General features: G+C 71.3%; 21 protein-coding genes. 6 read left to right on the forward strand and 15 right to left on the reverse strand.

Translation table 11 applies throughout. The annotated features are described in order from the left end of the window. The first annotated feature begins 155 nt into the window (after positions 1-155). Positions 156-575, forward strand: a complete 420-nt coding sequence (locus ACFXOM_RS30295; RefSeq protein WP_384948581.1) for a DUF3151 domain-containing protein — start codon at positions 156-158, stop codon at positions 573-575. A gap of 205 nt (positions 576-780) precedes the next feature. Here ACFXOM_RS30295 and ACFXOM_RS30300 read toward each other — a convergent pair whose 3' ends face one another. The 9 genes from ACFXOM_RS30300 to ACFXOM_RS30340 form a co-directional block, all read right to left on the reverse strand. Next, complete coding sequence (locus tag ACFXOM_RS30300; RefSeq protein WP_384942181.1) at positions 781-2,265, reverse strand: MFS transporter; 1,485 nt, start codon at positions 2,263-2,265, stop codon at positions 781-783. Between the two features lie 288 nt (positions 2,266-2,553). Next, positions 2,554-3,720: a MalY/PatB family protein gene (locus tag ACFXOM_RS30305; RefSeq protein ID WP_384942182.1), complete on the reverse strand. Its 1,167-nt coding sequence runs from the start codon at positions 3,718-3,720 to the stop codon at positions 2,554-2,556. A gap of 124 nt (positions 3,721-3,844) precedes the next feature. Beyond that, on the reverse strand, positions 3,845-4,885 hold the full coding sequence (gene fbaA, locus ACFXOM_RS30310) for a class II fructose-bisphosphate aldolase (protein WP_384942218.1): 1,041 nt from the start codon (positions 4,883-4,885) through the stop codon (positions 3,845-3,847). Positions 4,886-5,030: 145 nt separating this feature from the next. After that, positions 5,031-5,570 (reverse strand): orotate phosphoribosyltransferase, encoded by a 540-nt coding sequence (gene pyrE / locus ACFXOM_RS30315; RefSeq protein WP_384942184.1) that lies wholly within the window; start codon positions 5,568-5,570, stop codon positions 5,031-5,033. A 20-nt stretch (positions 5,571-5,590) separates the two neighbouring features. Next, positions 5,591-6,394 (reverse strand): aldose 1-epimerase, encoded by an 804-nt coding sequence (locus ACFXOM_RS30320; RefSeq protein WP_384942186.1) that lies wholly within the window; start codon positions 6,392-6,394, stop codon positions 5,591-5,593. A gap of 80 nt (positions 6,395-6,474) precedes the next feature. Next, positions 6,475-7,470, reverse strand: coding sequence for an SRPBCC domain-containing protein (locus tag ACFXOM_RS30325; protein WP_384942188.1), 996 nt, complete (start codon positions 7,468-7,470; stop codon positions 6,475-6,477). Positions 7,471-7,540: 70 nt separating this feature from the next. After that, positions 7,541-9,076 carry a polyamine aminopropyltransferase gene (locus ACFXOM_RS30330; RefSeq protein ID WP_384942190.1) on the reverse strand — a complete coding sequence of 512 codons (1,536 nt, stop codon included), beginning with the start codon at positions 9,074-9,076 and terminating at the stop codon, positions 7,541-7,543. A gap of 84 nt (positions 9,077-9,160) precedes the next feature. Next, positions 9,161-9,679 carry a DUF2617 family protein gene (locus ACFXOM_RS30335; RefSeq protein ID WP_384942192.1) on the reverse strand — a complete coding sequence of 173 codons (519 nt, stop codon included), beginning with the start codon at positions 9,677-9,679 and terminating at the stop codon, positions 9,161-9,163. A gap of 414 nt (positions 9,680-10,093) precedes the next feature. Then, positions 10,094-10,822 carry a hypothetical protein gene (locus tag ACFXOM_RS30340; protein WP_385040436.1) on the reverse strand — a complete coding sequence of 243 codons (729 nt, stop codon included), beginning with the start codon at positions 10,820-10,822 and terminating at the stop codon, positions 10,094-10,096. 457 nt (positions 10,823-11,279) lie between these two features. On the opposite strand from ACFXOM_RS30340, the gene ACFXOM_RS30345 reads away from it, so the two are divergent. From ACFXOM_RS30345 to ACFXOM_RS30355, 3 genes are all read left to right on the forward strand, one after another. After that, positions 11,280-11,561, forward strand: coding sequence for a hypothetical protein (locus ACFXOM_RS30345; RefSeq protein WP_385040439.1), 282 nt, complete (start codon positions 11,280-11,282; stop codon positions 11,559-11,561). Positions 11,562-12,138: 577 nt separating this feature from the next. Next, positions 12,139-13,332, forward strand: coding sequence for a pyridoxal phosphate-dependent aminotransferase (locus ACFXOM_RS30350; protein WP_385040442.1), 1,194 nt, complete (start codon positions 12,139-12,141; stop codon positions 13,330-13,332). A 401-nt stretch (positions 13,333-13,733) separates the two neighbouring features. Further along, on the forward strand, positions 13,734-14,858 hold the full coding sequence (locus ACFXOM_RS30355) for a mannosyltransferase family protein (RefSeq protein WP_384942200.1): 1,125 nt from the start codon (positions 13,734-13,736) through the stop codon (positions 14,856-14,858). A gap of 93 nt (positions 14,859-14,951) precedes the next feature. Here the strand turns inward: ACFXOM_RS30355 and ACFXOM_RS30360 are convergent, their stop codons facing one another. Next, positions 14,952-15,491 carry a YbjN domain-containing protein gene (locus tag ACFXOM_RS30360; protein WP_384942202.1) on the reverse strand — a complete coding sequence of 180 codons (540 nt, stop codon included), beginning with the start codon at positions 15,489-15,491 and terminating at the stop codon, positions 14,952-14,954. A 77-nt stretch (positions 15,492-15,568) separates the two neighbouring features. Next, complete coding sequence (gene clpB / locus ACFXOM_RS30365) at positions 15,569-18,160, reverse strand: ATP-dependent chaperone ClpB (protein WP_384942204.1); 2,592 nt, start codon at positions 18,158-18,160, stop codon at positions 15,569-15,571. Positions 18,161-18,308: 148 nt separating this feature from the next. Between clpB and ACFXOM_RS30370 the strand changes: the two genes are divergently transcribed. Beyond that, a complete protein-coding gene (locus ACFXOM_RS30370; protein ID WP_384942206.1) occupies positions 18,309-18,722 on the forward strand; it encodes a pyridoxamine 5'-phosphate oxidase family protein in 414 nt (137 codons plus the stop codon). A 540-nt stretch (positions 18,723-19,262) separates the two neighbouring features. Here the strand turns inward: ACFXOM_RS30370 and ACFXOM_RS30375 are convergent. Continuing rightward, on the reverse strand, positions 19,263-19,583 hold the full coding sequence (locus ACFXOM_RS30375) for a (2Fe-2S)-binding protein (RefSeq protein WP_384942207.1): 321 nt from the start codon (positions 19,581-19,583) through the stop codon (positions 19,263-19,265). Between the two features lie 334 nt (positions 19,584-19,917). On the opposite strand from ACFXOM_RS30375, the gene ACFXOM_RS30380 reads away from it, so the two are divergent. Continuing rightward, positions 19,918-20,904, forward strand: a complete 987-nt coding sequence (locus ACFXOM_RS30380; protein WP_384942209.1) for a helix-turn-helix transcriptional regulator — start codon at positions 19,918-19,920, stop codon at positions 20,902-20,904. Between the two features lie 596 nt (positions 20,905-21,500). On the opposite strand, the gene ACFXOM_RS30385 is transcribed toward ACFXOM_RS30380, so the two are convergent. From ACFXOM_RS30385 to grpE, 3 genes are read right to left on the reverse strand one after another with little or no spacing between them, the layout of a single operon-like run. Beyond that, positions 21,501-21,944: a heat shock protein transcriptional repressor HspR gene (locus ACFXOM_RS30385; RefSeq protein ID WP_384942211.1), complete on the reverse strand. Its 444-nt coding sequence runs from the start codon at positions 21,942-21,944 to the stop codon at positions 21,501-21,503. 4 nt (positions 21,945-21,948) lie between these two features. Continuing rightward, positions 21,949-23,130: a molecular chaperone DnaJ gene (dnaJ, locus tag ACFXOM_RS30390; RefSeq protein ID WP_384942213.1), complete on the reverse strand. Its 1,182-nt coding sequence runs from the start codon at positions 23,128-23,130 to the stop codon at positions 21,949-21,951. Positions 23,131-23,172: 42 nt separating this feature from the next. Beyond that, positions 23,173-23,826: a nucleotide exchange factor GrpE gene (gene grpE / locus ACFXOM_RS30395; protein WP_384942215.1), complete on the reverse strand. Its 654-nt coding sequence runs from the start codon at positions 23,824-23,826 to the stop codon at positions 23,173-23,175. Between the last annotated feature and the right edge of the window lie 170 nt (positions 23,827-23,996).

The raw sequence follows: 23,996 nt of genomic DNA on the forward strand, positions 1-23,996 counted from the left end.
ATGCCTGCACGGTCATTCGCACGGCCGTGCGGATGCGTCAGCCGGAGCCTTGCGCTACGTGGCCCGTTGGCCAGGGGAGCGACGCTGCAGAGCGCGCGACCGGGCCATCTGCGGGGGCGTCCCGAACGCCCATCCCCAAGTGGCAGACTGCTTACATGACCACGCACAAGAACCTGCTCGGCGGCCCGGACCCGACCCACCTGCCGGAGAACGAAGAGGCGTACCGCCTGCTGGGCGAGGAGTCCCTGTCTCCGGCCGAGGTCGCGGCGAAGCATCCGACGTTCTCGCTCGCCTGGGCGATGCTCGCGGACGACGCCTTCGAGGCTGGGCGAGTGATCGAGTCGTACGCCTACGCACGCACCGGCTATCACCGCGGTCTGGACTCCCTGCGCCGTGCCGGGTGGAAGGGACATGGCCCCATCCCTTGGGACCACCGGGCCAATCGCGGGTTCCTGCGCTGCCTCGCCGCCCTCGCCCGTGCCGCCGGCGAGATCGACGAGAAGGACGAGGCGGAGCGTTGCTGGCAGTTCCTCAGGGACAGCAGCGCCGAGGCGTACACCGAGCTGAAGCGTTAGTCACCGCAGCTGAAACGTCTGTGCCGCCGTCACTCAGGCAGCGGCGGCACGGGAGGCAAAAGCAAACCCGTACCGGCCCCACCGGATGCCGTGGGCCGCACCGGACGCAGGACGCCGCCGGTCAAGGTGGCGCCACCGGGCTGTACCGGCCAGACCGGCCGCCGCCCGTCGTCCGCACCCCGGAGCGCCGCACCGGTCAGGACCTTCAACCGTCCCGACCGCGCGTGAGCCCGCCGTCCGCGTCATCGCTGGGCTCGGGCTGCTCGGCGGGCTCCAGCGGCGGGGCGCCGACGCCGCAGTGCACCCTGCACTCGGGGTGGCAGCGCCCCGCGGCGGGGCGCCGCACCGTCGTCCAGGCGAGCACCGCGCCGACCACCAGCACGCCCGCCAGCATCGGCATCGCCCTGCGGAACGTCGCCGCGAATTCGGCCGGCACCCGGTACGCCTCCGGCCCCATCCCGGCCAGCAGCGGCAGCGCCGCCACGGCAAGGAGGCCCGCCGCCCGTGCGGCCGCGTTGTTGATCCCGCTGGCCAGACCCGCCCGTGCGGCGTCCACGGATGCCAGCACGGTCGCGGTCAGCGGAGCCACCAGGGTCACCATGCCGAGGCCGAGCACGAGCAGCGCGGGCAGCACGTCCGTGAGGTACGCGGCGTCCTCGCCGACCCGCAGCATCATCAGCATGCCCGCGGCGCACACCAGGGGGCCGACGGTCAGCGGGATGCGGGGGCCGATCCGCTCGCCCAGCTCGCCCGAACGCGCGGACAGCAGCAGCATCAGCAGCGTGGTGGGCAGCAGTGCGGTGCCCGCGGCGAGGGCCGAGTAGCCCGAGACCACCTGGAGCTGCAGTGCCACGAGGAAGAAGAAGCCGCTGAACGCCGCGTACACGCAGACGGTCACCAGATTGACCGCCGTGAACTGCCGGGAAGCGAAGATCGACGGCGGCAGCATCGGGTTCGGGCGGCGGCGCTCCACGCCCACGAACGCCGCGCCGACGGCGATCCCGGCCAGCCCGGCCCACCACGACTCGTCGATCAGCCCGTAGGTCACCAGCCCGAGGGCCAGCGCGCCCAGCACCGCGCCCAGCACGTCGAACCGGCCGTGGGCCGCCGGGTCGCGCGACTCCGGGACGTGCCGCAGCGCCACGGGTACGCACACGGCGGCCAGCGGCACGTTCAGCAGGAACACCCAGCGCCAGCCGGGACCGTCGACCAGCCACCCGCCCACGAACGGCCCCACCGCCGCGCCGATCCCGCCGAACCCCGACCACAGGCCCACGGCCCGCGCTCGGTCGTCCGGGTGGAAGCTGGCCTGGATGAGGGCCAGCGAACCCGGTGTGAGGAGTGCGCCACCGACACCCTGGAGCGCACGGGCGATGATCAGCACGACCGCGTTCGGCGCCAGCCCGCAGGCCAGCGAGGCCAGCGCGAACCACGCGACGCCGAGCACGAACACCCGCCGCCGCCCGTACCGGTCGCCCAGGGCGCCACCGAGCAGGATCAGCCCTGCCAGGGTCAGCATGTACGCGTTCACGGTCCACTGCAGGGCGGCCAGGTCGGCGTCGAGGTCGTCCCCGATGTGCGGCAACGCGACATTGACGACCGTCGCGTCCAACATGGCCATGCTGGACCCGAGAACGGTCGTCAGCACCACCCACCGGCCCCTCGCGGACGCCAGCCTGATGTCGTCCATACGGGGATCATCGCGTTCCCGGGCTTGCGGAGCGACCCGAACGGTGTATCCGAACTCGCCGGAGGGCCGGCCCCGGCAGCCTTTCCCGGCACACCGATGACGCACCAACGGCGTCCACCGACGGCCGGGACCCCGCCGGCCCCAGCCGCACCGGGCCCCGCCCCGCCCCTCCCGGCCGTAGGTCCCGCGCGCGCCGGCTCCCGGAACGGCAGCTCACCGCGGCCGTCGGAGGCCGCGGTGAGCTCCCACCGCGGCCGTCAGAGGTGGCCGCGCGGGATCGGCCGGCCCTCAGGCACGTCGCCGGAGCGCGCGGACCAGCGCTTGGGCACCCGCTTCGGCCTTCGCCCTCGGACACCCCAGGTTGACCCGTACGAAGCCCTCGGCCCCGTACACCGTCCCCGGCAGGACGGCGACACGCTCCCGCTCGACCAGCTCCCGCTGCAGCACCTCGTCCGCCACGCCGAGCGGCCGTAGGTCGACCCACGCCAGATAGCCGGCCTGCGGAGGCGTCCAGCCGAGCCCCGGGAACGCAGCGTCCAGCCGGTCCGCGAGCAGTGCCAGGTTCCCGGCCACGTATCCGCGCAGGGCGTCGAGCCAGGGTGCGCCTTCCCGGTACGCGGCGATGTGTGCCGTGAGCGCCAGCACGGCGGGGGAGGCGAGCCCCTCCCCGGTCTCCAGCCGCCGGACGAACGCGGCACGCTCCTCGGGATCGCCGATGATCCCGTACGAGCCGGTCAGCGCGGGGAAGTTGAACGCCTTCGACGCCGAGGTGATCAGCGCCCAGCGCCCGCCGTCCGCGAACCGCGTCCACGGCAGGTGCCGGTGCCCGTCGTGCACGAGGTCCGCGTGGATCTCGTCGGAAACCACGGCGACGCCGTGCGCCCGGGCCAGCCCCGCAGTCTCCGCCAGTTCGCCCTCCGTCCACACCCGTCCGGTCGGGTTGTGCGGCGAGCACAGGACGAGCACCTTCGCGTCGGGCCGGGAGAGCTCCCGTTCCAGGGCTTCCCGGTCACCCACCGGCACCCCCCGCAGCCGGCGTCCCAGCCCCGTCACCGCCCGGTGGAAGCCGTCGTAGGTTGGGGTGTGGACGACGACGCCGTCGCCGGGTTCCGTCCACATCCGCAGCAGTTGCGACAGCTGGCTGAGCACGGACGGCGCGTAGACGATCCGTTCGGGGTCGACCGCGGTGCCGTACCGCTTGGCGTGCCACTCGCGCACCGCCTCGCGGAAGTCGCCGAGCCGCCAGTCCGTGTAGCCGAACACCCCGTGGGCGACCCGTTCCCGCAGCGCATCCAGCACCTGCGGCGGTGACGGGAAGTCCATGTCGGAGATGGTGAACGGCAGCAACCCCTCGGCACCGAAGCGGGCTGCGGCGCCGTCCCACTGGACGCACCCGGTGCCCCGCCGGTCGACGACGGTGTCGAAGTCGTACGTATGTCCCCTGCCGTACGTCATGATCCCCCTGTCGGACAGGACGGAGGCCCGACACCACGGGCGGGACTCCGTTGGTGTCCCACAGGGCGGTGCCGGGCCCTCGGTTCAGGTCAGGTCCGGGATTCGGGCCCCCTGCGGTTCGGTCCTACTTGAGCTTGGTACCCGTGGAGCGCAGCGCCGCACAGGCCTCGGTCACGCGCGCGGCCATACCGGCCTCGGCCAGCTTGCCCCAGCTGCGCGGGTCGTAGGTCTTCTTCGAACCGACCTCGCCGTCGACCTTCAGCACACCGTCGTAGTTCTTGAACATGTGGTCCGCGACCGGGCGGGTGAAGGCGTACTGGGTGTCGGTGTCGAGGTTCATCTTCACGACGCCGTTCTCCAGCGCGGTGGCGATCTCCTCGACGGTGGAACCGGAGCCGCCGTGGAAGACGAAGTCGAACGGGTCGGCCTTGCCGTACTTGGCGCCGACGCCCGACTGCAGGTCCTTGAGCAGCTCGGGACGGAGCACGACGTTGCCCGGCTTGTAGACGCCGTGGACGTTGCCGAAGGACGCGGCCAGCAGGTAGCGGCCCTTCTCGCCCAGGCCCAGTGCTTCGGCGGTGCGGATGGCGTCCTCGACGGTGGTGTACAGCTCGTCGTTGATCTCGTGGGTGACGCCGTCCTCCTCACCGCCGGTCGGGGTGATCTCGACCTCAAGGATGATCTTGGCCGCGGCGGCGCGGGGCAGCAGCTCCTTGGCGATGGCCAGGTTGTCGGCGAGGGTCTCGGCGGAGCCGTCCCACATGTGCGACTGGAAGAGCGGGTTCAGGCCCTTGGAGACGCGCTCCTCGGAGATCGCGAGCAGCGGACGGACGTAGCCGTCCAGCTTGTCCTTCGGGCAGTGGTCCGTGTGCAGGGCGATGTTGACGTCGTACTTCTCGGCGACGATGTGCGCGAACTCGGCGAGGGCGACGGCACCGGTCACCATGTCCTTCTTGTGCTGGCCACCCAGGAACTCCGCACCACCCGTCGAGATCTGGATGATGCCGTCGCTCTCGGCCTCCGCGAAACCGCGCAGCGCCGCGTGCAGAGTCTGGGACGAGGTGACGTTGATGGCCGGGTAGGCGAACTTGCCTGCCTTCGCCCGGTCGAGCATCTCGTTGTAGACCTCGGGGGTTGCGATGGGCATCTGTCCGCTCCTTGTGATCTGCGGGTTTCGGTGCTGGGCCCTGACCTGGGGGCGACGTCATCGTCGCACCTATCCTTCCAGACGCCCATGCCGCCTTCCCGCGCAAGGGCGGGGGGTTTCACGTGAAACCCCCCGTGCCCCTCGGAATCCCCAGGTCAGCCCACTAGGAGAGGCCGAGATCAGCGAGGACGTAACCGGTCAGGTACGTCAGACCGGCCCCTTCGATGGCGCCGACGGCGCCCCGGTCCACGATCGTGGCCACGGCGACGACCTCGCCCCCCGCCTCACGGACCGCCTCCACCGCCGTCAGCGGTGAGCCGCCGGTCGTCGAGGTGTCCTCGACGACGAGGCAGCGCCTGCCCTTCACATCGGCGCCCTCGATGCGGCGCTGCATACCATGCGCTTTCTGGGCCTTCCGGACGACGAAGGCGTCGAGCCGCTCACCACGCGCCGCGGAGGCATGGAGCATCGAGGTCGCCACCGGATCGGCGCCCAGCGTCAGCCCGCCGACACAGTCGAAGTCCAGGTCCGCGGTCAGATCGAGCATCACCTGACCGACCATGGGCGCCGCCTCGCCGTCCAGCGTGATCCGGCGCAGGTCGATGTAGTAGTCGGCCTCACGACCCGACGAGAGGGTCACCTTGCCGTGCACGACGGCCTTGTCCTTGATCTGCTGGAGCAGCTCAGCACGTACGTCAGTCATGGCCACGAGCTTAGGCGCTGCTACCGGTCCAACCTCCGCCACGTCCAGGTGGCGGCCATCTCCAGCGGATCGATGGGAGTGACGAGGCGGGGGGTGGTGTTGAGACCGTTGGGCGGGCCCGACTGGGGCTCGACGCACACGGCCTCCGGCTGTTCGTCGTAGACGACGACCCACTCGGAGCGGCTCTTCACCGTGAGCTCCAGATGCTCCGGCCAGGTGATCGTGACGTCGACCCCGTCGGTCATGCCGAAGCAGTCGTCCCACGGGCCCGGGGTGGGGTCGATCCGGCGGCCGGTGGGGAGGTAGTCGTCCCCGCGCTCCTCCTGCCAGTCCGGCGTGAAGGCCAGCTGGGCGTCCTTCCCGCCGGTGAAGGCATTCCGCAGGAACCAGGGGTGCCAGCCCGCCTGGGCGGGGAACGAGTCGTCGTACGTCTCCACGCCCAGCTGGAGCGTGAGCGAGTCCTCGGCTAGCACGAACATCTGGGTGACGAGCCCGGTGTAGGGCCACGGATCACCGAGGACGTAGGTGAAGACCGCCTCCGCGGGCCCGGTGCGCGCCGTTCGCCACGAGGTGTCGCGACCCGTGCCGTGGATGGCGTGCGGCGGGGCGTTGACGGGCAGTCGGTGGGTGACACCCCCCGTACTGAAGCGACCGTTCGCGGTGCGCCCGCACCACGGAACCATCGGGAAACAGCCGTAGCGCTCGCCCTGTCGCAGCAGTTCGGTCCCGCCGATGCGGAAACTGCTGATGCGGCAGCCGTTCACCGGGTCCACGGTCAGCTCGACGTCGCCGGCGGTGAGCCGGACACTCTGTTCGCCTCTCACACCCCGACCCTACTGGCGTCCCGACCGGCTCGAGCGGCCGTGCCGCACAACGCCCCGGCGCGTCGCGCTCCCGCGGTGCCTCACCTCCGGCGGCGCAGGGCCCGCCCGACGACCACGGCGGAGGCGATCGCCAGTGCGGCGGCCGGCGCCACCCAGCGCAGCGTGCCCCCCGAGGCGGTGGGTGGCGGTGGCGGAACGGGGGCGTACCGGCCGCGCGGGGGTGCGTGATCCACCTCTTCCGCGCTCCGGCCGATCATCGTCCGCCGCGCGTGGGCAGCCTCCGCCGGGGGCTCGCCGTCCTCTCCGAACACCTCGTCACCCAGGGGGTCCAGCGCAGAAGGCGGGACGTCGACGTCGAACACGGACGCCTCGTCTCCGCTCCCGGTCGCATCGTCGGCTCCGGGGCCGCCGGTTCCAGAGCCGTCGGCACCGTCGAGGGCATCCGCTTCGGGGCCACCGTCGGTGTCGTGCGCGGCGCCCGATACCGCGGTTCCGTCACCGCCACCTGTCGGGTCCACGGCGTCCGTGTCCCGAGCCGGCCGCACACCGCCCCCGTCCGGATGCGCGTCATCGCCCTCAGACCCACCGGCGGTCGCGGACCCGTCGGCGGCCCCGCGCGTGTCGCCGCCGTCGCCGGAGCCGGTGGCGTCCGCGGCGGCCGTGCCGAGGGCCGAGGCGAAACGGCCCAGCAGACGGCGGACCGCCTGGGCCACCGCATCGGCCGAAACCTCGGCGAGCCGGCCCTCGACACGCGCGGTGCCGGCGAAGGTCAGCGTCGTGCCCTCGTCCACCGGAGTGAGCCGCAGCGCCACGGCGAGCTTGACCGAGCCGGACCCGCGAGCTTCCGTGCCCTCGCCCTCGACGGCGAAGGCGCCGTCCTGCCGGGTGATCCGCAGGGCGCCTCGGTACGTGATCGTGTGGCCGCCCACACGGATCTTCAGGCGCCCCGCGAGCGGGCCCGCCGATGCGTCGGCGTCCTGTTGGAGCCCGGGGACGCAGCGCGCGACGCGCGCGGGGTCGGCCAGCGTCTGACGGAGGGAATCTGCCGGGACCGGAACGAACACCTCATGCTCCATGAGAACCGAGCCTACTCAGCTCCGGCCCGCGGTAACCCCTTCCGTGCGCAACCGGCCCGCTCCGCGGCGCTCACTCGGCGTACCGCGGATGCAGCAGCGTCGAGGGGGGCAGCCCCCGCGGACGTCGGAAGCCCAGGTCGACGACACCGGGTCCGGGGGCCGGTGGTGCGCCCCGCGCCCCGGCGAAGGCGAGGACGAATCCGCGATCGGCCGGGGGCGGCACGCGGTAGGGGCGGGTCGCGAACCCCGCCGCGCGGATGGTGGCCTCGACGGTCCAGAAGGTGTGGGGGCGCGCCGCAGCCGCTCCCGCGTGCACGACGAGCCTGCCGCCGTCGGCCAGCACGCACGCCGCGAGGCCGTAGAACTCCTGCGAGTACAGCTTGGTGCCGGGCGTCGTCCCCGGGTCGGGCAGGTCGGAGACCACGACGTCGTACGCGCCGCGCGCCGCCCCGGGGCTCCTCAGCCAACTGAACGCGTCGGCGTGGACGACCTTCACCCGGGGGTCCCGGTACACGTGGGCGTTCAGTGCGGACAACGCCGGGTCCGTGCGGGCCAGGTGCACGATCTCCGGATCGATCTCGACGACCGTCACTTCTCGTACGCCCGCGTACCGGAGCACCTCGCGGGCCGCGAGGCCGTCGCCACCGCCAAGGACCAGCACCCGGGCGTGCCGCCCCGAGCGCATCGCGGGTGCCACGAGCGCGCGGTGGTCCCGTGCCCCGTGGTGCCCGTCCACCTGGAGCCGCCCGTCGAGGAACAGGTCGGGCGGCCCGTGCCCGACCCCGGTCAGAACGACCTCCTGCACGTCGGTCCGCACGGCGACCCGCACCCGCTCCCCGTAGACGGCGCGCCGCGCCGCCGCTTCGAAGTCGGCAACCAGGACCGTCGCGGTGGCCAGCACCGCGAGGACCGTGAGGTTCGCGACGAGCAGCCACCACCGGCTGCGCGCCGACATGTCCCCACGGAACAGCCACAGCACCAGCGCCCCGCCCGCCACCACGTTCACCGCGCCGGTGAGCAGCGCGCCGGTGAGCTGGCCCAACCAGGGCAACAGCAGGAAGGGAAAGGCGAGTCCGCCGACGAGCGCGCCGACGTAGTCCGCGGCGAACAGGTCCGCGACGGTGCACGCGGCGTCCTCGTCCGTCCCGGTCCGACCACCCCGTCTGGACGTCCGCTGGATCAATGTCATCAGCAGCGGGATCTCCGCGCCGATCAGCACCCCGATGGCGAGCGAGAACGCCACCAGTGCGTACCGGGCTTCGCCGAGCCAGGCGAACGCCGCGTAGAGCACGAGCGCCGAGCAACCACCGATCAGGGCGAGCGCCGCCTCGACGAAACCGAAGCCGACGGCGGCGTGGCAGCGCAGCTGTTTGGCGAGCAGCGAACCGAGCCCCATGGCGAAGACCATCACGGAGAGCACCACGGACGCCTGGGTGACCGAATCACCGATCAAATAGGAGGCGAGGGCGACGAGTTCGAGCTCGTACACGAGTCCGCAGGCGGCACAGACGAAGACCACGAGGAGGACGAGGAACCGGCCCGCTCCCGGGCCGACCGGGAGCCGCACCACGCCCTGGACCTGTGGCGGCGCAGACGGGTCGATCATGTCGTAACGCTACGTCACGCATCCGTGGCATCACGTCACCCACACGGGTGCAACTGCCCCGAAATGCCGCGGAGATGCATGGGATCAGCGCATCGCGGGCACCCTCGAACCGACCCTCGTCCTGGTCACCACGAGCTGCCCCTCCTGCGGGTACGCATGCCAGGTGCGCCACCAGACCTGGCCTTCGAAGCGCTGGGCGACCATCGCCGTGAAGGCGTGCGGCGAGCCGGGGAACGTGCCGGCGAGACCGTTCGGATGGTCCGCGACCAGGGCGAGCAACTCCTGCGCGCGCCCTGCGAACGACCCCCTCGACAGCGTCTCGACACGGGCAGCGAACTCGTACTCCCACTCACCGAGCCGCTTGGCGACCCCGAGCGGCAGCGGCGTGCAGCTACCGGGCATGCAGGCCACGGTCTCGGAGCAGGTGCCCCGGTCCTCTTCGAGCAGCACCTGGTGGGAGGCACCCAGGAGTCTCAACTGCAGTTTTGCGCCCGCCAGTTCGATGTCGAGCTCGGCGAGGGCGGGCAGCGGGTCCCGGCCCAGGGCCCAGGCGAGATCGGCTGCGCGGGTATCGGTATAGGAGGTCTTCAAGGTCGTGAGCATGGGTCGGCTCCGCAAACGCGCGTGACGGGATGGACCGGGGCGCCCCGGGAAGATGCACGGGGGAGGTGGGGACCGCCGACTCGGGTCCACTGGAGGTCCGAGGGCTGGAAGGTCTCAACAGCGAGGGAATCATGAAGTGCGCGGCGCCCACAGCGCTTTTACCCAACATGACGTGGTTTCCATCCCCTCGGGGGCCTGACGGTTCAACTGTTCAACTGAAAAACGGTCTGGAGGATGCGGAACTCCCCGGATGACCGGCGTGTCGCACCGCGACGCCGGCGTGTCGCAACCGGAACACCGGTGTGCCGGGCAAAGAGGAAAGGCGCCCGGAGGGAGTTCGTCCCACCAGGCGCCGCAGAACGCGGGAGGCCCGACCGCCCCGTGCCGTTCGGGTCCCCGCCCCTCGGCCGACCGTCAGCAGCTTCCGCAACCACCGCCACCGCCGCCGCACGACGACCCGCCACCGCACGACGAGGAGGAACCGCACGAAGAACCGGAGGTGCAGGCGAATCCACTCGTGGTATCGCCCGCCGCACCACCGCCCCCGGCCCACCAGCTGCCCTTGCCGGACCGCTTCTTCTTCAGGCTCGTGCGTCCGCCGACCTTCCGTGCCCCCGCGTAGCCCGGACTCCCCTTGCGCGCTGTCCGCACGATCGCGAAGAGCGCGGCCGCCAACACGACCGCGACCACGATTCCTGCCACCGACCCCACCGTCCTTCCGGCCCCCCGAAGCGAGGCTGCGTCCGTCGTGCCCGGGGAGATGCCCACCGCGCTCACGGCCCAAAGCAGACTTGAGCAACTCCAGAGCCTTCCGTGAGGCTCCCTCGCCGGGGTAGGCGTCCGCGAACAGGCGGGCCAGAGCTGGCGTAGTCCGCCCTTGTTCCGCAACGGCAGCGCTGTCTCCGCGCCGTCCAGGGCTACCGCGTACGAGCGGGCGTCGGGCGATACCACGAACCGGTACTGCTCGCGCGCCATGGCCGCGATCCGGGCGGCGGCGGGAGGCTTCTCGTCCCCGTCGTCGGCGCTGCGGTCGGGTCGGCGTCCGGTCGACCGGGGCGGGTGGACCTTGAGTCGATCCTTGCGGCGCGTGGGGGTGTTCACGGAGTCGGCCGACTCGTTCACGGCGGTGTTCACCGTGTTCACGGGTCGAGTCGTTCCGTTCACGCGGCCGTTCGTCGTGTTCGCGCGAACGCCGCCTCTCCGGTCGGGCCCGCGCACGCCCGCACCGGTCGGGGTGCGCGCAGGCGGTCGGGTCGCACGATCGACCGCCGCCCGGGGCGTGCCCGGTCGAATTCACGAGGTCAGCAGTAGGGGACCGCGTACCGCGCGGCCGATAGCCATCCCCGAGATGCCGAGCTGCGCAAACGGGACTAAACTCATTAGTTGAAAGCCGCACTGAATGGTGCCACCGGCCGACCCGGTTCACACGACCTGTTGTGCGGATGTCCACCGTGCGTCCGCGGGTATCGAGCCCGTGCCGTTCCGCATGCGCGGCAACCCTGAGACCGCTGTACCGCACGTCCCACTGTGCTGCGGCGGCCATCAACCTCGCACTCCTTCAGCGGAGTACACGAGAAAGATGGAACGAAAGGTACTTCCCATGCGAGTACAACGCGCGAAGCGTGTCATCGCGGCGTCCGCCGCCAGCCTGCTGCTGGCCGGAGGAGTCGCGCTTGGCGCGGCGGGCACTGCGTCCGCGTCCGCGTCCCACGACGACGGCAACTGCAACAACGGTGGTTGCAGCTGGGGTTATGGCGACGACGACAACTGGTGGGGCGACGGAAACGGCGACTACGGCAACGGCAACGGAGGCCACGGAAACGGCGGCTACGGCAACGGCAACGGAGGCCACGGAAACGGCGGCTACGGCAACGGCCGCTGAGCCCTAGACCCCAGGTACAGAAACCCACAACGTGTGGTTCCGTCAGCGGAGCCACACGTCTGCCGCGTCGCGTATCCTCGCGCCACGCCTGCGTCAGTGCCCTGTTCGTAAGAAGAGTAGGACCCACGCAGGGAGTGCAGGTTGCAGTCACATCAGTCGACACTTGTCCGGGCGGTCGCAGTCCGGGGCCAGGATCCTACCCGGGGGGAGAAGGGGATTGGGGTCTGCGGCCGCCTGCCTGGGCCTGGTGTTCAACTGGCTCGGCATTCGCGGAGCCACTACTGACCTCGGCTCGCCAGGGTGAACTCCGGTGAAGTTCCTGATGCGCTCGGAGCGGTGGCCACCATCACCTTGATGAGCCCAGGTCAGTAACGTTGACTGCCACTGGCGTTAGAGCCTCGTCGAGGCCACCGATCCGGGCCGTCTGTGGGCCGTCCGAGGGTGGCCAACGTCAACAGATAACAACACATGCCGACGGCTCACCCCCTGCTCAGAGGTCGCCCTTTGCGTTCCTCCGTAGGCGCCCGGTCCCGAAGGTAGTTGAGCAACTCCAGAGATTCAGCGCAGTATGGCCGCCATGACAGCACCAGGACGTGGCCCCGGAACCCGCCCGCTACTCAATCGCCGCCTCGCCGAATTCGGTACGACGATCTTCGCCGAGATGTCGGCCCTGGCCGTGGCGACCGGCTCGATCAACCTCGGCCAGGGGTTCCCGGACACCGACGGGCCGGAACAGGTGCGGGAGGCGGCGGTGCGCGCCCTGCGCGACGGCCGGGGCAACCAGTACCCGCCCGGCCCCGGCGTCCCGGAACTGCGCACCGCGATCGCCGTCCACCAGCAGGACCGGTACGCGCTGGCGTACGACCCGGACACCGAGGTCCTCGTCACTGCGGGTGCGACCGAGGCCATCGCGGCAGCACTGCTCGCCCTCGTCGAGCCCGGGGACGAAGTGATCGCGCTGGAGCCCTACTACGACTCCTACGCGGCGTCCATCGCCATGGCGGGCGGCACCCGCGTACCGGTCACGCTCCGTCCCCGGGACGGGGCCTACCACCTGGACCTGGACGAGCTGCGCGGCGCCGTCACCGACCGCACCCGACTGATCCTCCTCAACACCCCGCACAACCCGACCGGCACCGTCCTCACCCGTGAGGAGCTGGCCGCGGTGGCCGCTCTCGCCGTCGAACGGGGGCTCCTGGTCGTCACGGACGAGGTGTACGAGCACCTGGTGTTCGACGGGGAGCACACGCCCATCGCGTCTTTCCCCGGGATGCGCGAGCGCACGGTCACCATCGGTTCTGCGGGCAAGACGTTCTCGTTCACCGGCTGGAAGGTCGGGTGGATCACCGCGTCCGCACCGCTGGTCACCGCCGTGCGATCCGCGAAGCAGTTCCTCACGTACGTCTCCGCCGGACCGTTCCAGTACGCGGTCGCCGAGGCGCTGGCCCTCCCCCAGACGTACTTCGACGGGCTCAGGGAGGACCTGCGGGCCAAACGCGACCTGCTCGTCCCGGGGCTGGCAGCGGCGGGGTTCGAGGTCTACCAGCCGGCCGGGACGTACTTCGTCACCACCGACATCCGACCGCTCGGCGAGACCGACGGCTTCGCGTTCTGCCGTGCGCTGCCGGAGCGCTGCGGTGTCGTGGCGATCCCCAACGCGGTCTTCTACGACCACCGCGAGCAGGGGGCGCCCTTCGTGCGCTTCGCGTTCTGCAAGCGGACGGATGTCCTGGACGAGGCGGTGGCCCGCCTCAAGCAGCTGGCTCGCTGAGGGCGGAGCGCACGGCGAGCCACCCGCAGGGCCCGGCAGCCACTCACCGAGGAGCAGGGCGGGGCCGGGTCCGGTGGACCCTTCCCGCTCCGCCTCCGGGTACCCGGGCCGCCCCGGCGGTCCGGGTAGCACGCCGGGCCGGCGCTGTCGCGGCGACTCGCACCCGCACGGCCGTGTCGGGCCGCATTCCACCCGGCCGGCTCCCCAGCGCTCGCGCCGCTCACCTGCGCCGCGGAAGGTCGGGGTGACCGACCACGCGACCCCCGCGCGCACGGAGGTGCACCCTGTCCGCCGACACCTTCGACCAGGCGCCGTCCGTCGACCAGGCCGCACCCACCGGCGATCGGAGCCTGCCGCGGCCCACCACTGCGCCGTCCCCCGCCCGGCCCCGTGCCGCCGCGGTGCGCGCGGCCCTACGCCGCGCCGCACCCGCCCTGGGGCTGTTCGCCGCGGCCAGGCTCACGGGGATGGTGGTGATGGCCCTGTGGGCCTGGCACATCGGCCGGTCCCCGCGAGCGCTCCTCGCCACCTCGTGGGACTCCCAGTGGTACGCCCGGATCGCGGCGCACGGCTACGGCCACACGCTGCACTGGCCGGACGGTGCCGTCCAGTCCGACCTGGCGTTCTTCCCCCTCTACCCGGCCCTCCTGCGGTCCACGACGGCTCTCCTGCCGGTGACCGGCGGCACGGCGGGGCTCGCCCTGTCCTGGGTGGCGGCGGGCGCCGCCGCGTGGGGCATCTACGCTCTCATCGAACGACTGTACGATCGCAGGGCGGCGACCCTGGTGGTACTGCTCTGGGGGTTGCTGCCGCACTCGATCGTGCTGTCCATGGCGTACACCGAGCCGCTGCTGGCGGCGTTCGCCGCCTGGTCGCTGTACTCCCTGGTGACCGGCCGCTGGGTGTGGGCGGGCGTGCTGGCCGGACTCGCCGGGGTGACCCGGCCGAACGGGATCGCGGCCGGGGCCGCGGTGTGCGCCGTGGCCGGGTACGCCCTGGTGAAGCACAGCGGCACGCAAGGGGAGCGCCGGGCGAGGATCTGGGCGGCCGTCGCGCTGGCGCCGGCCGGCTGGCTCGGCTACCTGCTCTGGGTGGGAGCGCGCAAGGGAGATCCGCTCGGGGGGTACTTCGCGGTGCAGCGAGGGTGGACGTCCCGGTTCGACCTGGGCCTCGGCTCGCTGCGGGTGGTGCGGGACATGGTGACCCGACCCGCCTTCTTCGGATTCCCCCTGGCACTCGTCATCACCTGCGCAGGGGTGCTGCTCTTCGTGCTCTTCGTGCTGGACCGTCCACCCCTCGCACTGCTCGTCTACACGGCCGTGCTGGTGCTGATCACAGTCGGCGGCTCCGGGTTCTTCGAGTCCAAGCCCCGCTTCCTGCTGCCCGCGTTCCCGCTGCTGCTCCCACTGGCCGGTGCACTGACGAAAGCCCGGCCGAGAGCGGCGATCACAGTGATCGCCGCCCTGGCCGGGCTGTCGTTCAGCTACGGGACGTACGTCCTGACCCTCGCACCGCTGGCCCTGTGAGCCCGCCCCGGTGGGCGCGGACAGCACCGCGGGCGCGCCCGCACGGCGAGCGGGGGCGCACCCGTGCGGATCCGCGGGCGCAGCGGTCGGCGCTCAGGCGTCCTCGTCGGGCTTCTCGTCCGACTTGTCCAAGGCGGTCTCGATCCCGAACTGCTCCGCGAGCCACTTGTCGAACTCGATGGCCGCACGCACCCAGCTGACCGTCGACGACACGAAGTGCTCCAGGCTGACGCCGGTGCCGATCAGCATCTGCGCCTCACCGATGAGACGGAGCGTCGGGGGCTGCGCCTCCTCCTCGTGGATGTGGGTGTAGACCTTCGGCCAGAGCGTGCGGCGGTTCCAGTCGTCGATCGCGTCGAGGACCTTGGAGCGGTCCTCGATCGGGTGGGGGCGGTCGTAGAACGTCCGCACGGAGAAGATCTGCTGCTCCGCCTCGCCGCGGAACATGAAGTACGTCCGGAACTCCTCCCACGGCGCCGCGAGGTCGCCCTCGTCGTCGACGACGTACTTCAGTTCCATCTGGTCGAGAAGCTGTTTGACCAGCTCCTGGTCGGGGACGACCGGGCCCGCCGGTCCGGCGGACTGCTGGGGCTGGCCCCCGAAGTTGGGAATCGAGGACGGGTCGATGCTCACCGGGTGTTTCCCTTCATACGGATGCGACCATCCTCCCCCATGCCGGGCGGGTGCTGGCAACCCCCACCCGGGCCGTGTCACCGGACGGGCCCCACCATCAGACCGTCCTCGCTGCGGTCCACCCGGACGACGTCGCCGTCCTCGACCTCACCCGCGAGGATCTCCCTGGCGAGGCGGTCACCGATCGCGGTCTGCACCAGACGGCGCAGCGGGCGCGCCCCGTAGGCGGGGTCGTTGCCCTCGTCGGCCAGCCACTGGAGTGCCTCGGGGGTGACCTCCAAGGTCAGCCGCCGCTCGGCGAGACGCTTGGCGAGGCGGTCGATCTGCAGCTGGGCGATGTGCGCCAACTCGTCCGTCGACAGCGCGGAGAAGACGACCAGGTCGTCGAGCCGGTTGAGGAACTCGGGCTTGAACGAGGCCCGGACGACCTCCAGCACCTTTTCCTTCTTCTCCTGCTCGCCGGTCAGCGGCTCGACGAGGAACTGGCTGCCGAGATTGGAGGTCAGGATCAGGATGGTGTTGCGGAAGTCCACCGTCCGCCCCTGGCCGTCGGTCAGCCGCCCGTCGTCGAGCACCTGCAGCAGGATGTCGAAGACCTCGGGGTGGGCCTTCTCGACCTCGTCCAGCAGCACCACGCTGTACGGGCGCCGCCGCACCGCCTCGGTGAGCTGGCCGCCCTCCTCGTAGCCGACGTATCCGGGAGGTGCGCCGACCAGCCTCGCGACGCTGTGCTTCTCGCCGTACTCGCTCATGTCGATGCGGACCATCGCCCGCTCGTCGTCGAAGAGGAAGTCGGCGAGCGCCTTGGCCAGCTCCGTTTTGCCGACCCCGGTCGGGCCGAGGAAGACGAACGAGCCCGTCGGCCGGTCGGGGTCGGCGATCCCCGCCCGCGCGCGGCGCACCGCGTCCGACACGGCCCGCACCGCCTCGTTCTGCCCGATCAGCCGTTTGCCCAGCTCGTCCTCCATGCGCAGCAGTTTCTGCGTCTCACCCTCCAGCAGCCGGCCGGCCGGGATGCCCGTCCAGGAAGCGACCACGTCCGCGATGTCGTCCGGACCGACCTCCTCCTTGACCATGGTGTCCTTCGCGGCCTCGTGCTGGGCCTCGGCCTCGCTGGCCGCCTCCAGCTCGCGCTCCAGCGTCGGGATCTCGCCGTAGAGCAGCTTGGACGCCGTGTCGAAGTCGCCGTCTCGCTGGGCGCGCTCGGCCTGGCCACGCAGCTCGTCGAGGCGCTCCTTGAGCTCGCCGACGCGGTTGAGGGACTCCTTCTCCTTCTCCCAGCGTGCGGTGAGTCCGCGCAGCTCCTCCTCCTTGTCGGCCAGGTCACGGCGCAGCTTCTCGAGGCGCTGCTTGCTCGCGTCGTCGGTCTCCTTGGAGAGCGCGAGCTCCTCCATCTTCAGCCGGTCGACCGAGCGCTGGAGCTCGTCGATCTCCACCGGCGAGGAGTCGATCTCCATGCGCAGCCGGGACGCGGACTCGTCGACGAGGTCGATCGCCTTGTCCGGCAGGAAGCGGGAGGTGATGTAGCGGTCCGACAGGGTGGCGGCGGCGACCAGGGCGCTGTCCGCGATCTGCACCTTGTGGTGGGCCTCGTACCGCCCCTTGAGCCCGCGCAGGATCGCGATGGTGTCCTCGACCGTCGGCTCGGCCACCAACACCTGCTGGAAGCGACGCTCCAGGGCCGGGTCCTTCTCGATCCGCTCGCGGTACTCGTCGAGGGTGGTCGCACCGACCATCCGCAGCTCCCCCCGGGCGAGCATGGGCTTCAGCATGTTGCCCGCGTCCATCGCGGAGTCGCCACCCGCGCCCGCGCCGACGACGGTGTGCAGCTCGTCGATGAAGGTGATGATCTGTCCTTCGCTCTCCTTGATCTCGGAGAGGACGGTCTTCAGACGCTCCTCGAACTCGCCGCGGTACTTCGCACCGGCGACCATGGCGCCGAGGTCGAGGGCGACCAGGCGCTTGTTGCGCAGCGACTCCGGGACGTCACCCTTCACGATCCGCTGGGCGAGGCCCTCGACGACGGCGGTCTTGCCGACGCCCGGCTCGCCGATGAGCACCGGGTTGTTCTTGGTGCGGCGGGACAGCACCTGGACGACCCGGCGGATCTCGTGGTCACGCCCGATGACCGGGTCGAGCTTGCCCTCCCTTGCGGCGGCCGTGAAGTCCGTGCCGAACTTCTCCAGCGCCTTGTACTGCCCCTCCGGGTCGGGCGTGGTCACCCGGCGGCCCCCTCGCGCCTTCTCGAACGCTTCCTGCAGCTTCCTGGCGGTGGCGCCCTGCTGTGAGAGCACCTCGCCGGCCCGGCCACCCTTGGCGGCGATCCCCATGAGCAGGTGCTCCGTGGAGAGGTAGTCGTCGCCGAGCTCCGTGGCGCGCTGCGAGGCGTCGGCGATGACGGCGAGCAGCTCTCGGTTGGGCTGCGGGGGCGCCACGGTGGACCCGGTCACGCTGGGCAGGTCGGCCAGCGCCCGCTCGGCCCCGCCCCGCACGGCTGCCTGGTCGGCGTCGACCGCGGCGAGCAGGTCCGTGATGTTCTCGTTGTCCTGGCCCGCGAGCAGCGCCAGCAGCAGATGCGCGGGGGTCAGATCGGCATGTCCCTCGGACACGGCCCGGGTGCTGGCGGCGTTCAGCGCGTCCCGGCTCCTGTTGGTCAGCTCGGCGTCCACGTGTGGTCTCTCCTCCTCGGCTCCGGCTCCATGAGTAGTACCCGTGCGCGTTCGACTATGACTCATCGAACGTGCACAAAGTTGAGTCTAGTCCACTCAAGGCGTGGGGAGTAGTAGGTCTGGCCCGACCGCGGGTAGGTTCCGGTACATGGCCATCGATCCGCGACGCCCCGACGCGTCCTACCTCGGCTTCTGGCGCGAGTACCACATGTGCACACTGACGACCCCGCGCCCCGACGGCACACCTCACGTCGTCGCCGTCGGCGTGACGTACGACCCGGAGGGCGGCCCGCGGGGCATCGCCCGAGTGATCACCAACAAGCACAGCCGCAAGGTGGCGAACGTCCTGGCCGCGGGGTCGGAGGGGGCACCCGTCGCGGTCTGCCAGGTGGACAAGGGCCGCTGGGCCACACTGGAGGGCCGCGCCACGATCCGCACGGAACCGGACGCGGTCGCGGACGCGGTGGCCAGGTACGCGGAGCGCTACGGGCGCACCCCGACGCCGAACCCCGACCGGGTGGTCATCGAGATCGCCCTGACCCGCGCGATGGGCCGGGCGTAGCCGGCACCTGCCAGGAACGTCGGCAACTGCCCGCGGGGCGGGCACGACAGGCGGGGCGACGCGGAGATGCCCGGCCGGGACTCTTGTGCACGGTGCACGGTGCACGACGCACGACGCGGGGCACGTGGCACCTCCCGGCGCACCTCCGCACGTCCCGTCCGGCATGCGGCCCCGGGGCGTGCACCGCGGAGCCGGGCGCGCTCACGACAGACCGACGACGCGGTCACCCTCCGGGGCCGACCGACCCGCGATGGACGCGGGACACCGGGGCACCGGCCGGGTACGGGCAGCACCACCGGCCCGTCCGGTGAGGGCGGATGCCCCGGGGCGCACCACCGGCTCGGGCAGCACCCGTCCGGCCGGACGACGACAGGGCTCGGCGTCCGGGATGCGGGGCAACCCCGTCCGGCCGGACGCCGCCGAGGGCGCCCACATCCGGCAGAACCCACACAGCACAGCGGCGCCATCGTGTTTCAGGTCCACGATGGCGCCGCTGTGTGGGGGAAGCACCTGAGCGATCTTGAACGACGGGGGAACCGCTCAGGCACTGCGGGGGGTGGCGGTGGTAGCTTCGGGTTCGACCAGCTGGTGGTCCCGCTGGTCCAGGTTCACAAAGATCATTCCGTATCTGATGGCGCAACGAACTGGTCGTGGGGCCCCGCGGGGCCGACGGAGGCACCGGTAGGCACGGACGTCCTCGTCGTCCTCACGGGCGACGACGATCGGCTCCCCGAAGAGGGTGACCATCAACGAGTCGCCACGATGGGGGATGGCCGTGACGAGATCGATGAAATGCCACCCCGACCGGTAAGCGGTCGCCATCTCCCGCCGGAAGACACGGTCGTCCGGAGGGGCGCTCATGCCTCGACGCCTGCCGGTGTGGTCTCCCAGGTCGGCTCTCCGGGTGATGCAATCACCGACACGGGCGCGATCTCCCACGTCGGCTCACCCGGGGACGCAATCGCGGACGTGGGTGCCGTCTCCCACGTGGGCTCCCCATTCGCCACGAATCCACCGAGAGCAGCCGCAACGGCTATAGCGCAAAGTGCACGAACCATCCTGGTCATGGCCGATCTCCACCTCTTTTAATCACTACCTCCTCCCCCGCGCCTAAGACGATGGCTCACTCCGAACGCTTCCACCAGCAAGTCCAGGCATCATGTTCCTGTAATTCAGGACCCTGAGGGGGGTGCAAATGCAGGCGAAAAGGGGCGATGAGGGAGAAAAGCACAGTCACGACGAGCTGTGCGAGGCCGGGAAAAACCTCTACGCGTCCGCGCTGCGCAGCGGCCGCATAGCCCGCTCCGAGGTGGCCGAGGCACCATGCCTCATCGACCTGGCCATGCTGCGCCCGGATCCCGACGACGGAGAATGGCTCCATCCGGTGCCCCCGTCGGTCGCACTGCATCAGCTGATACACCCCATCGAGCGCGAGATCCAAGAGCGAAGACGCCTCACGATCTCGTTGGCGGATGCGTTCGAGCCATTCATGGCCATCAGTGCGCAGGACCCCTCGACGACCCACGCCATCACCGTCCTCGAGGGCCTGAGCCTGATCAACGCGACGCTGGACCGCGTCATCGTCGAGTGCACCGAAGAGCTGCTCACGGTCCAGCCAGGGAGCGGCAGGCGGCCGGCGACGCTCCAGGACGGCCTGCGGCGCGTCGAGATGCTCGTCGACCGCGGGGTCCGCATGCGGACCCTCTACCAACACACCTCGCGCCACCACCCCGCCACCATGGCGTACGTCGAACGCGTCGCACCGTACGGCGCGGAGGTCCGCACGCTCGAAGAGATCATCGACCGGCTCATCATCGTCGACCGCAAGGTGGCCTTCATCCCGGCGCGCAGCGACCGCCGGGTGGCCCTGGAACTGCGTCACGAAGGTCTGGTGCAGTATCTCGTCGGCGTCTTCGAGCAGTTCTGGCTGCACGGCGTGCCGTGGGACGAGCGCCTGGGGTCGTACACCCCCGAACTGGACGGGATAAGCGGCGTCCAACGATCCATCGCCAAACTCCTCGTCGAGGGCCACGTCGACGAGGCCATCGCCCGCCGGCTCGGGATGAACGTCCGCACCTGCCGCGCGCACATCGCCAAACTCGCCTCGGCGCTGGGCAGTGGATCCCGCGCCCAACTCGGCTACCTCATCGCCCAGTCCGGAATCCTGGAGCACGACCACTGACCACCCCTGCCGGTGGCCTGCACCTTGTCCGTCAGCCGACGTCGGCGGCAGGCCCACTGGCGGGCGATCACCTCCCGGCACTCGCCGCGCCCTGCCTCAGCCCAGGAGTTCGCGAGCCTGGGAGCGTTCCGGGTCCACCGTTCCGAGGGACCCCGCGGCGTCCTGCTCAGAGGCGGCCTCCGGTGCCTACCGGAGCTGCCCGAACGCGGCCTGCGCGGATCGTCGCGTACCGGTTGAGCCGCTGGAACCCGCTCACCGGCGCCCACGACCTGCTGCCCACCGAGCCCGCAGGGGCGCGGGCGGGGCCGACCGCGCCACGAGGACGCGACCCCGCCGCTCGGCCAGAGCCCTCTGACTACCGGGTCGTCGGGGTCCGTGCGGACGGCAGCACGACGGCTGCCGCGTACCCGTGGTCAGTCCGGTCGGCCCCGTCCCGCCCCCCTGACGACCGCACGACCCGACGGCCCGCGGCGTGGACAGGCCGGGGACCGGCACACACCGAAGGGGCCGGGAGAGCACACCGCTCGCTCTCCCGGCCCCTTCGTCGCTGCTGCGGGACGGCCGTCGCTTCCTTGCGAAGCCCGCACCCCGTGGCGTCAGGCGTCCCGCTTCGGACGCCACACCACCAACGCACTGGCCTGCTGCACGTCCTGGTACGGCACCAGGTCGCGCCGGTACGACGCATGCACCTGAGCCTCACGCTGCTGCATCGCCGCCGCGGCGCCCTCGACCGCCGCCGTCAGCTCCGCCACGCGCTGCTGGAGCGCCACGACCTGGTTCTCCAGTTCGATGATGCGCTTGATACCGGCCAGGTTGATGCCCTCGTCCTGGGACAATGCCTGGACCTGGCGCAGCAGTTCGATGTCACGGGCCGAGTAGCGACGCCCACGCCCGGCCGTACGGTCCGGGGAGACAAGACCGAGGCGGTCGTACTGCCGCAGTGTCTGTGGATGCAGGCCGGAGAGCTGCGCCGCCACCGAAATGACGTACACCGGCGACTCTTCGGTCAGTTCGTAAGGGTTGCGACGTCGGCCGTCCATCGCGTCATGCTCCCTTCGCAGCCTGGAACAGTTCTGCCCGCGGATCCTCATCCGCAGTCGCCTTGCGGTAGGCCTCCAGCGCGTCACGTGCCTCGTCGCTGAGCTCCGTGGGCACCGCGACCTCCACGGTGACCAGCAGATCGCCACGGGTGCCGTCCTTGCGGACCGCCCCCTTGCCACGGGCCCGCATCGTACGCCCGTTCGGCGTTCCCGCGGGCAGTTTCAGCGTGACCGGCGGTCCCCCGAGCGTCGGGACCCGCACCTCGCCGCCCAGCGCGGCCTCCACGAAGGAGACCGGCACGGTGACGGTGAGGTTGTCGCCCTTGCGCCCGAAGACCGGGTGGGTGCCGACGTGGACCACGACGTACAGGTCGCCCGCCGGTCCACCGCGCTCGCCCGGGGCGCCCTTGCCGCGCAACCGGATCCGCTGCCCGTCGGAAACACCCGCCGGAATGCGGACCTGCATGGTGCGCGAGGACTTGGCGCGACCGCTGCCGTGGCAGACATCGCACGGGTCCTCGGCGATCAGCCCGCGGCCCTTGCAGTCCACGCACGGGTCGGTCAGCGAGAACGAACCGCTTCCGCCGCGCGAGACCTGGCCGGTGCCGACACAGGTCGGGCACACCCGAGGGGTGCCGTTCTTGTCGCCGGTGCCCGAACAGGCCTTGCAGGGCTGCTGGCTGGACATCCGCAGCGGGACCGTGGCCCCGTCGACCGCCTCGGTGAAGCTGAGCGTCACCTCGGACTCGACGTCCTGGCCGCGGCGCGGTTGGGTGCGCGGACCGCCACCGGCACCGCGGTTGAACAGCCCGCCGAAGACGTCCCCGAGGCCTCCTCCGCCGCCGCCGCCGAAGCCGCCGGCTCCGCCGGCCTGGGCGCCCCCGAAGAGGTCGCCCAGGTCGAAGTTGAACGAGCCGCCGGCACCCGGACCGGCCCGGAAGCCGCCGTTGCCGAACAGGGCCCGCGCCTCGTCGTACTCCTTGCGCCGCTTGGGGTCGCCGAGCACGTCGTTGGCCTCGGAGATCTCCTTGAAGCGCTCCTCGGCCTTGGCGTCGCCCTTGTTGGCGTCCGGGTGGTTCTCGCGTGCGAGCTTCCGGTACGCCTTCTTGATCTCGGCGTCGGTGGCGTCCTTGGGGACGCCGAGAACCTTGTAGTAGTCCTTCTCGACGAAGTCCTTCGTGCTCATCGACGCCCCTCCTTCCGGTACGTCACTGCGTCGGCCATCGCGTCAGCCCTCGTCCGGGCCACCGCTCTCCTCGTCCGCGGCCTGCTCCGCCTGCTCCTTCGGCTGGGCCCCCGGCTGGGGCTCGGCCACCGCGACCCGTGCGGGACGGATGGTCCGCTCCCCGATCCGGTAACCCGGCTGCAGGATCGCCACGCAGGTCGTCTCGGTGACGTCCGGCGCGTAGCTGTGCATCAGGGCCTCGTGCACCGTCGGGTCGAAGGGCTCGCCCTCCTTGCCGAACTGCTGCAGGCCCATCTTGGCCGCCACCGTCTCCAGCGACTCGGCCACCGACTTGAAGCCGCCGACCAACTCGCCGTGTTCACGCGCACGGCCGATGTCGTCGAGCACGGGCAGGAGCTCGGTCAGGAGCTGCGCGACGGCGATCTCCTTGACCGTGACCCGGTCCCGCTCCACCCGACGGCGGTAGTTCTGGTACTCGGCCTGCAGCCGCTGGAGGTCCAAGGTGCGCTCGTTGAGCGCCGTGCGGACCTGGTCCAGTTGGGCCGTCAGGCCCGCCTGGGCCGCGGTCTGGCTGGTGTCCCCGGCCGGGGCCGCCCCCTCCTCCGCGGAGGGGGAGGCGGCCTGCGCCGCTTCGTCGGGAGTGGCGCCGGAGGGGACGTCGGGCTGCTCCTCGAAGCCCGGGGTCTCCTCCGTCATCAGGCAGCGCCGCCCTTCTGGTCCTTCTCGTCGTCGACGATCTCGGCGTCGACGACGTCGTCGTCGGCCTTCGCCTGGGAGGCGCCGGCCTCACCGGCACCGCCCGCGGCCTGCGCGTCGGCGTACATCGCCTGACCGAGCTTCTGGGAGACGGCCGCGACCTTCTCGGT

It is taken from the genome of Streptomyces sp. NPDC059169 (assembly GCF_042755225.1).
In the GTDB taxonomy this organism is placed as follows: domain Bacteria; phylum Actinomycetota; class Actinomycetes; order Streptomycetales; family Streptomycetaceae; genus Streptomyces.

Excerpts from the sequence above, each read along its gene's own strand:
- ACFXOM_RS30295 (WP_384948581.1), top strand. The coding sequence starts at position 156 with ATGACCACGCACAAGAACCTGCTCGGCGGCCCGGACCCGACCCACCTG.
- ACFXOM_RS30300 (WP_384942181.1), bottom strand. The coding sequence starts at position 2,265 with ATGGACGACATCAGGCTGGCGTCCGCGAGGGGCCGGTGGGTGGTGCTG.
- ACFXOM_RS30305 (WP_384942182.1), bottom strand. The coding sequence starts at position 3,720 with ATGACGTACGGCAGGGGACATACGTACGACTTCGACACCGTCGTCGAC.
- pyrE (WP_384942184.1), bottom strand. The coding sequence starts at position 5,570 with ATGACTGACGTACGTGCTGAGCTGCTCCAGCAGATCAAGGACAAGGCC.
- ACFXOM_RS30325 (WP_384942188.1), bottom strand. The coding sequence starts at position 7,470 with ATGGAGCATGAGGTGTTCGTTCCGGTCCCGGCAGATTCCCTCCGTCAG.
- ACFXOM_RS30330 (WP_384942190.1), bottom strand. The coding sequence starts at position 9,076 with ATGATCGACCCGTCTGCGCCGCCACAGGTCCAGGGCGTGGTGCGGCTC.
- ACFXOM_RS30335 (WP_384942192.1), bottom strand. The coding sequence starts at position 9,679 with ATGCTCACGACCTTGAAGACCTCCTATACCGATACCCGCGCAGCCGAT.
- ACFXOM_RS30345 (WP_385040439.1), top strand. The coding sequence starts at position 11,280 with ATGCGAGTACAACGCGCGAAGCGTGTCATCGCGGCGTCCGCCGCCAGC.
- ACFXOM_RS30350 (WP_385040442.1), top strand. The coding sequence starts at position 12,139 with ATGACAGCACCAGGACGTGGCCCCGGAACCCGCCCGCTACTCAATCGC.
- ACFXOM_RS30370 (WP_384942206.1), top strand. The coding sequence starts at position 18,309 with ATGGCCATCGATCCGCGACGCCCCGACGCGTCCTACCTCGGCTTCTGG.
- ACFXOM_RS30375 (WP_384942207.1), bottom strand. The coding sequence starts at position 19,583 with ATGAGCGCCCCTCCGGACGACCGTGTCTTCCGGCGGGAGATGGCGACC.
- ACFXOM_RS30380 (WP_384942209.1), top strand. The coding sequence starts at position 19,918 with ATGCAGGCGAAAAGGGGCGATGAGGGAGAAAAGCACAGTCACGACGAG.
- ACFXOM_RS30385 (WP_384942211.1), bottom strand. The coding sequence starts at position 21,944 with ATGGACGGCCGACGTCGCAACCCTTACGAACTGACCGAAGAGTCGCCG.
- dnaJ (WP_384942213.1), bottom strand. The coding sequence starts at position 23,130 with ATGAGCACGAAGGACTTCGTCGAGAAGGACTACTACAAGGTTCTCGGC.
- grpE (WP_384942215.1), bottom strand. The coding sequence starts at position 23,826 with ATGACGGAGGAGACCCCGGGCTTCGAGGAGCAGCCCGACGTCCCCTCC.